This is a genomic window from Anabaena sp. 4-3, from assembly GCF_001597745.1.
Taxonomy (GTDB): domain Bacteria; phylum Cyanobacteriota; class Cyanobacteriia; order Cyanobacteriales; family Nostocaceae; genus Trichormus.
This window is the reverse complement of the sequence record NZ_LUHJ01000064.1, coordinates 71,706-80,792: the sequence shown is the minus strand read 5'-3', so window position 1 is coordinate 80,792 and position 9,087 is coordinate 71,706. Positions and strand designations below refer to the sequence as shown.

Genomic DNA, 9,087 nt, shown 5'->3' with positions numbered 1-9,087 from the left:
ATCCGCGCTTGGATGGCTCCTCAAGACCAACCCCACGAAAAATTTGTATTCCCCGAAGAGGTACTACCTCGCGGTAACGCGCTGTAAGCGTAATCAGTTAGCATCCCTATCCAAAACCTCCGTCGCAACGCGGAGGTTTTTTTTGTTGATAGTGAAATTTTCGGAATTGATATGCTATATTACTCAAAGGTTAACACCCAGAGATTTACTTCTCTGCCTTTTTGAGACTAAGACCGTTTAGGCAACAAGGAGGTGATGCCCATGATAGAAAGTAGTAAACGCATGGGTCATCAGGTTGCAGTTAGCCGGCTGTGCGCCGGGGCTGTTCTCTAAAAGTTAGCCTTAATCTGCTTGTCAGATTAAGTTAGCTACTTGTAGCTAGGCTAAAGCACGGAGTTCCTTCCGGCAGTCTGGTTGCAACCTGAAGACCCGCTAGACCGCTCTGAGATTAGGTCATCCGATCTAACTCAGAGCGGATAGTTTTTTATGGTTAGCTTTGAATTTTTTGATGGTTGCTGTTGGTTATTGGTGTGGCAATCACGTTAAAGTTTTGGAAAGTAAAAATATCTAGCATTATGCTTCTGCTCAATTTGTCATTGGCAGTACAGAAAAGACAAATTTTGCAGACACAGTTACAGCCTGCCAGATATAGCAAATAGGGAAATACTAGAGGGTTGTTGATATGGCACAACTACTAACTGATGCAGAGATTCAAGCTCAAGCAAGTAGCCTGTCAGGTTGGACAGTTGAAGGTTCTACGTTAAAGACGACGCGCAAATTTAAAGATTTTGTTACAGCCATCGACTTTGTGAATCAGCTAGTGGAACCTGCGGAATCAGCAGGACATCACCCAGACATAGCAATCTCTTATAACAAAGTGCAAATCACATTAACAACACATGATGCAGGTGGCTTGACAAAAAAGGATTTTGAATTGGCAAACGTCATTTCTCAAATTAGCTAAAGGTTTTTAGCTACACAGTGGCAAACGCCGACACATCAAAAATGTTATGGAGAGTAGGGAACCTGGAAAACCTTACTCTTTCTTTATATATGTGGATGAGTAATTGTGACAGTTCAGGAGGCGATCGCATCTATCTTGCCATCTGCTGGAGATGAATTATAATCATAAGGTATGTAAGTATGTTTTTTTTGCATAAGTTAATTACATCATTTTTTAACATTAAGTTAATCAGTTATTAGCTTTGCAAAAACTAAAATTGTGATAACTGGCAACTGTGCCTCATCAACAGAATTGGATATGAAGATTTCTGATTGTTTGAGAATAGGTGCAGCAAAAACAATTATCCATACAAGGTGTGAGGAGAAAAGTAAAGATGTCTAATTTCCTGTGGAAATCCCTAGTGGTTAGCCCTGCTGTTTTAGGAGCATCACTGGTAGTTTCATCAACAGCAATTGCGGCTCCCAGCACAGCCACAGAAGTACCGACAACTGAAGTAGCAACAGCAGAAACCACATTTGCTGAAGTTGCTCAAAAACCAGAAATTGTGGCTCAAGCAGCCCCAACCACTGAAAATACAAAAGTCATAGACCAAGTTAACCGCTACAGCAACGCAGGTACAAATAATAATTCTCTCTCCCAGGTAACATCAGTTTCCCAGTTTTCTGATGTACAACCAACCGATTGGGCATTCCAAGCGTTGCAGTCTTTGGTTGAGCGTTATGGCTGTATTGCAGGTTATCCGAATGGCACCTATCGGGGTAATAGAGCTTTAACCCGTTATGAATTTGCTGCTGGTTTGAACGCCTGTTTGGATCGGGTAAATGAATTGATCGCCACAGCCACAGCAGACTTAGTAACAAAAGAAGATTTAGCTACCCTACAACGCCTGCAAGAAGAATTTTCTGCGGAACTCGCCACCCTGCGCGGTCGTGTAGATTCTTTAGAAGCGCGGACTGCGGAATTAGAAGCCAACCAGTTCTCCACAACCACCAAACTCGCTGGTGAAGCGATTTTTGCCGTGAGTGATGCGTTTGGTGATACCCTGGGTGATAATAATAACACCGTTTTTCAAAACAGAGTTCGTTTAAGCTTAAACAGCAGCTTCACAGGTAGAGATCAGTTAACTACCCGTTTGTCTTCTGGTAATGCCAACAGGTTCATCGGTACAACTGCTGGGGAAGGTTTACAAACATTCCAAGTAGATAGCACTGGTGACAACAATGTAGAGGTAGACCGACTCACTTATGAAGCACCCTTCGGCCCAGCACAAGTTTATTTAGCGGCTGAAGGTGGACGACACAGCCATTATGCGGCTGTTAACAACCCCTACTTTTTTGACAAAACAGATGGTGGTAACGGTGCGTTATCTACTTTATCTTCTGAAAACCCCATCTATCGGATTGGTGGCGGTGCAGGTATAGCTTTCAATGTACCCTTGGGTAGAGGTGGCGGTATCCTCAGACCTAGTTCCGTTACTGTAGGTTATTTAGCTTCTGAAGCTAATGATCCTGGTACTGGTGCAGGTGTGTTTAATGGTAACTATGCGGCTTTAGGTCAGTTAAACTTTAGCGTCGGTGAACGCTTGGCGTTAGCTGCCACTTACGTTCATGGTTATACGGGAGCCAACAGCAATCTGTTTGCCAATGAAGATAACAACATCTTAGTCGGGACTACAATCGCTAACGAGTTACCCAACCCCTCCTCCACCAACTCCTACGGTTTATCAGCAGCCTTCAGACCTAGTGATAAATTATCAGTTAGCGGCTTCGTTTCTTATACTGATGTCACAGGCTTTGGTGTAGGTGATGATAAGGAAGTTTGGAGTTACGGAGCTGGTATAGCTTTACCTGACTTTGGTAAGAGAGGTAACGTATTGGGTATTTTCGCAGGTACTCAACCCTATTCTCGTGGTAGAGTCCCTGGTTCTAATGATGTTCCCTACCAAGTGGAAGGTTTCTACAAGTATCGCGTATCCGATAACATCTCTATCACCCCTGGTGTAATTTGGTTAACCAGTCCTGGTCAAAATGGTAATAACGATGATGCGATTATCGGTACTTTGAGAACTACCTTTACTTTCTAAAGCATTCTCCATCTTAAACGGTTTCAAGTGAATTAAGCCCCGCTTCCTAGCGGGGTTTTTGATTTTGCTGAGTGATAAGGCAGAAACCCTAGTGGTAAACCGGAGTATACTGGAAACAGTTAAGGTTGATCCCTGAACTGTTTGATCATTTCATTCACCACTTACTATTTTGCTTGTGGAACTATCGTGTAAATCAGAATACGCAATTCTTGCCTTACTAGAAATGGCTACTCATTACGAAAGCGGCGAACCAATGCAAATTCGCCAAATCGCCGCCCAGCAAAATATACCAGATCGCTATTTAGAACAGCTACTAGCGACCTTAAGGCGTGGAGGGATACTTAAAAGTCAACGCGGTTCAAAAGGTGGCTATCTTCTAGCACGCGAACCTCGCAAAATTACCTTGTTTGAAATATTGGAATGTTTGGAAGGTTTAGATGTGAGGGCAAGCGAAAGCAATACCAACTCCAAAAATATAGACAGTTCAGTGATACAAGAAATTTGGCAAGAAGCTTGTCAGGCTGCAAATTTAGTTTTGCAAAATTACACTCTTCAGGATCTCTGTGAAAAAAGAGATTCTCTACGGCAGTTGGATATTATGTACTACATTTAGTCAATAGTCCATAGTCATTAGTTAAGAAGCTTGTGGAATCTAGACTATGAATACTGAGACTATGGATTAATGATGAATAAATCATGGATAAGGAAAGAAGATGCGGATAGCTGGTAATATTACAGAACTGATTGGGCGGACACCTTTAGTACAATTGAATCGCATCCCGCAAGCAGAGGGATGTGTGGCGCAAATTGTTGTCAAACTCGAAAGCATGAATCCATCTTCTTCTGTGAAAGACAGAATTGGCGTGAGTATGATTAATGCTGCTGAAGAAGAAGGGTTAATTTCTCCTGGGAAGACAGTTTTGGTAGAACCCACATCAGGAAATACTGGTATTGCTTTAGCGATGGCTGCTGCTGCTAAGGGTTATCAGTTAATTTTAACTATGCCGGAGACGATGAGTGGTGAACGGCGGGCAATGTTGCGGGCTTATGGTGCAAAATTGGAACTCACCCCAGGAATGGAAGGCATGAGTGGAGCAATTAGGCGCGCGCAGGAAATTGTGAATACTACGCCTCACGCCTATATGTTGCAGCAGTTCCGCAATCCGGCTAATGCTAAAATCCATCGAGAAACTACAGCCCAAGAAATTTGGGAAGACACGGATGGGCAGGTAGATATGATCGTCGCCGGGGTGGGTACTGGTGGTACAATCACAGGTGTAGCAGAAGTAATTAAAAACCTCAAACCTAGCTTTCAAGCGATCGCCGTCGAACCAGCCAACAGTCCAGTTTTATCAGGAGGTAAACCAGGCCCCCATAAAATTCAAGGTATTGGTGCTGGTTTTATTCCCCAGGTACTGAGGTTAGACTTGATTGATGAAGTGATTACAGTCACCGATGAGGAAGCGATCGCCTACAGTCGCCGTTTAGCCAGAGAAGAAGGGCTACTATCTGGGATTTCCAGTGGTGCAGCATTATGCGCTGCTATACGTGTTGCCCAACGCCCAGAAAACGCAGGACGCTTAATCGTGATGATTCAGCCGAGTTTTGGCGAAAGGTATTTGAGTACACCGTTGTTTCAAGACCTAGAGGCGAAGGAAGCTACTAGCGTCAGCTAAAACTACAGTAGATGAATGGCCGATTTTAAACAAGATTCCAATCACTACGAAACTCTGAAAGTGAGTTCCAATGCTAGCCAAGCGGAGATTAAACAAGCCTACCGCCGCTTGGTGAAGCTGTTTCATCCTGATAGCCAACAGTCAACAGCAGATAACGAGCAGATTATTCGCATCAACGCCGCCTACGAAGTCTTAGGTGATAGTCAAAGTCGCCACAATTACGATCAACAACTGCGACACGAGTCACAAAAATTAAACGATAATCGCCAACAGCGTACAGCATCAGCGCAAAAACGTTACCAAGCCACACGCAAATCTGGTAAAGATGCGGATGAGCAAGTTGAAGAATGGCTACGTTTAGTTTATCAGCCTGTAAACCGGATACTTGACAGCATTCTCAATTCATTAGAAGAGCAAATAGAAGAACTAGCCGCCGATCCTTTTGATGATCAATTATTAGATGAATTTCAGGAATACTTACAAAATTGTAAAGCAGACCTGAAACAAGCCCAAATTACTTTTCGTTCCTTACCTAATCCGCCCAGTTTAGCTAGAGCCGCAGCCAACTTATACTACAGCCTCAGTCAAGTTGGAGATGGACTAGAAGAGTTGTCTTATTTTCCTTTGAACTATGATGACCGTTATTTGCACACCGGACAAGAACTATTCCGCATAGCCACAAGATTACATTGCGAAGCCCAAGCATCTGTAGAATAGTCAACCGCATCAAACTAAAAAACAGTGTATTTATTAGTCAAACTAATAACTAATGACTAATGACTAATGACTAATCACTCAAGAATTAGTTTATGCTGGAATATAGAGAAAGATTAAGAAATTTTAAATTCTGCTCCCAGTGTACTCATGCAATGTATCGTAAATCGCCGCGCTCAGTTTTCGGCAAGTCATCGCTATTGGCTACCGGAACTAAGCGAAGCCGAGAATCGTGAGAAATTTGGTGCTTGCGCTAAATTTCCCGGACATGGACATAACTATGTCTTATTTATCTCTATGGCTGGAGAACTGGATGAATATGGCATGGTATTGAACTTGTCTGACGTGAAACACGTAATTAAACGTGAAGTTACCAGCCAACTCGACTTTTCCTATCTCAATGATGTCTGGGCAGAATTTCAAGAAACTTTGCCTACGACGGAGAATATTGCACGGGTGATTTGGCAGCGACTAGCACCCCACTTACCTCTAGTGCGCGTACAGTTGTTTGAACATCCTGAACTTTGGGCAGATTATCTAGGAAACGGAATGGAAGCTTACCTCACTATCAGCACTCACTTTAGCGCAGCCCATCGGCTAGCACATCCCAACCTGAGTCAAGAAGACAATAATGAAATATATGGTAAGTGCGCCCGTCCCCACGGACACGGACACAATTATCATTTAGAAGTGACTGTCAAAGGAGAAATTGATCAGCGCACGGGGATGATTGTTGATTTAGATGGTTTGAATCAGGTGATAGAAGATTATGTGGTAGAACCATTCGATCACACCTTTTTAAACAAAGATATTCCTTATTTTGCTGAGGTTGTACCCACGGCTGAGAATATCGCTTTATATATTAGTAATTTACTGCGATCGCCTATCCAAAATTTAGGAGCAAAGTTACACAAAGTCAAACTGATCGAAAGCCCGAATAACTCCTGTGAGATTTACTGCACAGACTCAGAATCGAATACTGTGAGTGCAGTTGAAAATCAACCAGTTTTAGCAAGAATTTAGCATTTTGAGAGACGCGACAGCAGAGTGAAAATGCTATTTCGCGTCTCTCTAGCTCAAAAACTACTGGAATTCTCGAACCAATCTTTTTTCTGCAACCAATCTCTACCAACTTGGATACTGATATCTGAATTGAGACTCCCGGTACTTTCTACGCGGACTTCTCCGAAACCTAAAGTAGTGCGGATGGATTCGGCACTGTCGGCATCTCCTTGTTGAGCAATAATATTAGTTACTTCTAAAGGTTCAGACCAAGGTTTATAAATGTAGATATTGCGATATCCTGCGCTTTGCAAAGTTTGGATTAAGGGACGGAGTTGAGAGCGATCGCTACCTGTGCTATCTTGGATTGCTACCCTTACAGAAGCTGGATCGGTGGGTTGGTATTCAGACAAGGTGTCTAAACCAAAGTGCTGTGACATTAATTTGGTGATACTTCGTTTACTAGGTATCCAATAGCTAGCATCATACTCTCCATTTTCACTAAACCGACCGGGGAGCATAAACATTTGCATATTGGCGCGATTGGTTCGCACACCAAACCCCAGTAATGCCACCAGTTCCTCAACAGTCAAGTTAGTGTCAATATTGTCTTTAACTACGTTAAGAATCTGAGGTAATTGAGCTACTGTAGCTGGGTTGAGAGTTTGGTCAATTAAAGCGCGGATGACCATTTGCTGGCGTTGAATGCGTCCGATGTCGCCCAATTCATCATGACGAAAACGCAGTAATTGTAGTGCCTGATCACCGTTGAGATGCTGCTTACCTGCCTTTAAATTAATGTATAAATGTTGCGAATCATCGCGATATTTCATATCTTTGGGAACGTAAACTGTAACTCCACCCAAAGCATCGATGAGTTTGCCAACCCCTAAAACATTAATGCGGATATAGCGATCAATTCCCGCACCGCCTACGAGGTTACTAACAGTCTTGGCGGTTAAAGCTGGCCCCCCCTCCACATTAGCAGCATTAATTTTTCTCATCCCATACCCTTCGATTTCGGTGCGGGTATCTCTGGGGATAGAAAGCATAGCAATTTTTTTGGTTTCTGGGTCAAATCTTACCAAAAGCATGACATCAGCAAGACCATCAAAGGAATTAACCTGGGGTAGATATCCCAAATTTGTGGCTTCGACAGGAGGATTACGGACATCAGGGGGAAGTACACTCATCCCCATCACCAACAGATGCACGGGACGAGTTAATTCTGAGAACCGCAAGCCACTACCAGCGATGCGATCGCCATCAAAAACAGCTTCTTCCTGGGGACTAAGCTGTGCTTGTTGTAAAGGTGTACTACTTAAAGACACCGCCAACAACGCCCCTGCTGTTGCAGATACCATGGCAATCCCGCTCATCCCTACCCAGAACCATAACCAACGCCCAGGTTTAGTATTTTGGGCATTTTTCTTTCTGGATTTAGCAGCCTTTGCTGACTGGTTTCCTTCTGCCGAAGTTCTTTGAATGGTCACAGATTTCCTCACACTTAACTGATTAAATTTGGTAACTTAGCTAACTAACAATACACGGAGAAATCAACCCATCATACCTAAGTTTTAATAAATCATGCTGACCTTGTTACATTGTGTCAACCACAACACTTATAGCAGGATTTTTCCCAGTGTGTGGCTCATCTAAAAATGTTTTCTTGAAGTATGACAACAATTCAGTCAGTTTGACTAGATGTACACAGGAAATTATCGGAAATTGTTAGTAGTTAAGTAAAAATGCTGCCTCACCTCACCTGAGAGGGATTAAACGGGACTCAGGATTACCATCAAGTTAATTACCCAACCATCTCTGAGCTAAGTTACTCAACCCTGGTAAGCGGTAAGACTTACCTTGGATGAGTCGCCACATCAGCCAAATACTTACCAAAAAGTAACCAGAGGTACAAAAGCTATTGAGGATTAATAAGCGCAGAGCTAAAAAATCGGTAGTCGCTGCTCCTGTGGCTAACAACAGATACCCCAATAACCATGTAAACGCCAGAGTAATAGACAGGCGACTGACGGCTTGTTGTTCCCGACTGCCTTGGCGACGATAAACAGTCCATAGGGATGGAAAACAACCAATAATGGGAATCAAATATAAAATCAACTGTATCTTCCCAATGGTTGAGTCTTTGCTATCTTCCGGTTTCCAGTCCCTAGTATCTATGGTAGGTAAATTTTGGCTTGATTCCCAGTTTTCCATATTATGTTTGTTGAATCCTAAACTAGAGGGTTAGTAGCTAGTTAGTGATTTGCTAACTATTGCTCACCAATACTCACATTTAATCCAGGTGACACAACTGATGTTTGTGGTGATGATGTTGAGCTTTGCCTGTAAAATAGCATCATGCTACTAGGATTTAAGACACAACTCAAAGTCAGCCAGCAACAACGACTACTACTAGCACAACATGCCGGAGTAGCCAGACACGCTTGGAATCAAGGTTTAGCATTGTGTCAGCAACTACTCCAACATAATAAACTCAACCCCCAAGACCAAATCAAATTCCCCACAGCCATAGATTTACATAAATGGTTAGTAGCATCAATTAAATCTACTCATCCTTGGTACTATCAAGTATCGAAATGCGCTCCGCAATACGCATTGAGACACCTATCAGATGCTTTTAAATC

At 42.9% G+C, this 9,087-nt stretch carries 9 protein-coding genes and 1 pseudogene; 8 read left to right on the top strand and 2 right to left on the bottom strand.

Annotated elements, in window-relative coordinates:
- From A3775_RS25415 to A3775_RS17055, 7 genes and pseudogenes are all read left to right on the top strand, one after another.
- Window positions 1-87, top strand: a pseudogene (locus A3775_RS25415) (photosystem II protein D2); the annotation flags it as partial.
- A 595-nt stretch (window positions 88-682) separates the two neighbouring features.
- Window positions 683-964 (top strand): 4a-hydroxytetrahydrobiopterin dehydratase, encoded by a 282-nt coding sequence (locus tag A3775_RS17080; RefSeq protein ID WP_066384142.1) that lies wholly within the window; start codon window positions 683-685, stop codon window positions 962-964.
- A gap of 373 nt (window positions 965-1,337) precedes the next feature.
- Window positions 1,338-3,047 carry an iron uptake porin gene (locus A3775_RS17075; RefSeq protein ID WP_066384143.1) on the top strand — a complete coding sequence of 570 codons (1,710 nt, stop codon included), beginning with the start codon at window positions 1,338-1,340 and terminating at the stop codon, window positions 3,045-3,047.
- A gap of 175 nt (window positions 3,048-3,222) precedes the next feature.
- Window positions 3,223-3,660 carry an Rrf2 family transcriptional regulator gene (locus tag A3775_RS17070; protein ID WP_066384145.1) on the top strand — a complete coding sequence of 146 codons (438 nt, stop codon included), beginning with the start codon at window positions 3,223-3,225 and terminating at the stop codon, window positions 3,658-3,660.
- A gap of 100 nt (window positions 3,661-3,760) precedes the next feature.
- Window positions 3,761-4,723 (top strand): cysteine synthase A, encoded by a 963-nt coding sequence (gene cysK, locus A3775_RS17065; RefSeq protein ID WP_066425977.1) that lies wholly within the window; start codon window positions 3,761-3,763, stop codon window positions 4,721-4,723.
- A gap of 15 nt (window positions 4,724-4,738) precedes the next feature.
- On the top strand, window positions 4,739-5,440 hold the full coding sequence (locus tag A3775_RS17060) for a J domain-containing protein (RefSeq protein ID WP_066425976.1): 702 nt from the start codon (window positions 4,739-4,741) through the stop codon (window positions 5,438-5,440).
- 147 nt (window positions 5,441-5,587) lie between these two features.
- A complete protein-coding gene (locus A3775_RS17055; RefSeq protein ID WP_066425975.1) occupies window positions 5,588-6,460 on the top strand; it encodes a 6-carboxytetrahydropterin synthase in 873 nt (290 codons plus the stop codon).
- Window positions 6,461-6,513: 53 nt separating this feature from the next.
- Here A3775_RS17055 and A3775_RS17050 read toward each other — a convergent pair whose 3' ends face one another.
- Entirely contained in the window at window positions 6,514-7,932 is a 1,419-nt protein-coding gene (locus A3775_RS17050) for an LCP family protein (RefSeq protein ID WP_066384154.1), read from the bottom strand.
- Window positions 7,933-8,242: 310 nt separating this feature from the next.
- A complete protein-coding gene (locus A3775_RS17045) occupies window positions 8,243-8,656 on the bottom strand; it encodes a hypothetical protein (RefSeq protein ID WP_066384156.1) in 414 nt (137 codons plus the stop codon).
- 144 nt (window positions 8,657-8,800) lie between these two features.
- Here A3775_RS17045 and A3775_RS24735 point away from each other — a divergent pair.
- On the top strand, window positions 8,801-9,087 hold a 287-nt coding region (locus A3775_RS24735; protein WP_197480187.1), incomplete at its 3' end, for a helix-turn-helix domain-containing protein.

Coding starts and splice junctions, on each gene's coding strand:
- A3775_RS17080 (WP_066384142.1), top strand. CDS start 683: ATGGCACAACTACTAACTGATGCAGAGATTCAAGCTCAAGCAAGTAGC.
- A3775_RS17075 (WP_066384143.1), top strand. CDS start 1,338: ATGTCTAATTTCCTGTGGAAATCCCTAGTGGTTAGCCCTGCTGTTTTA.
- cysK (WP_066425977.1), top strand. CDS start 3,761: ATGCGGATAGCTGGTAATATTACAGAACTGATTGGGCGGACACCTTTA.
- A3775_RS17060 (WP_066425976.1), top strand. CDS start 4,739: ATGGCCGATTTTAAACAAGATTCCAATCACTACGAAACTCTGAAAGTG.
- A3775_RS17055 (WP_066425975.1), top strand. CDS start 5,588: ATGCAATGTATCGTAAATCGCCGCGCTCAGTTTTCGGCAAGTCATCGC.
- A3775_RS17045 (WP_066384156.1), bottom strand. CDS start 8,656: ATGGAAAACTGGGAATCAAGCCAAAATTTACCTACCATAGATACTAGG.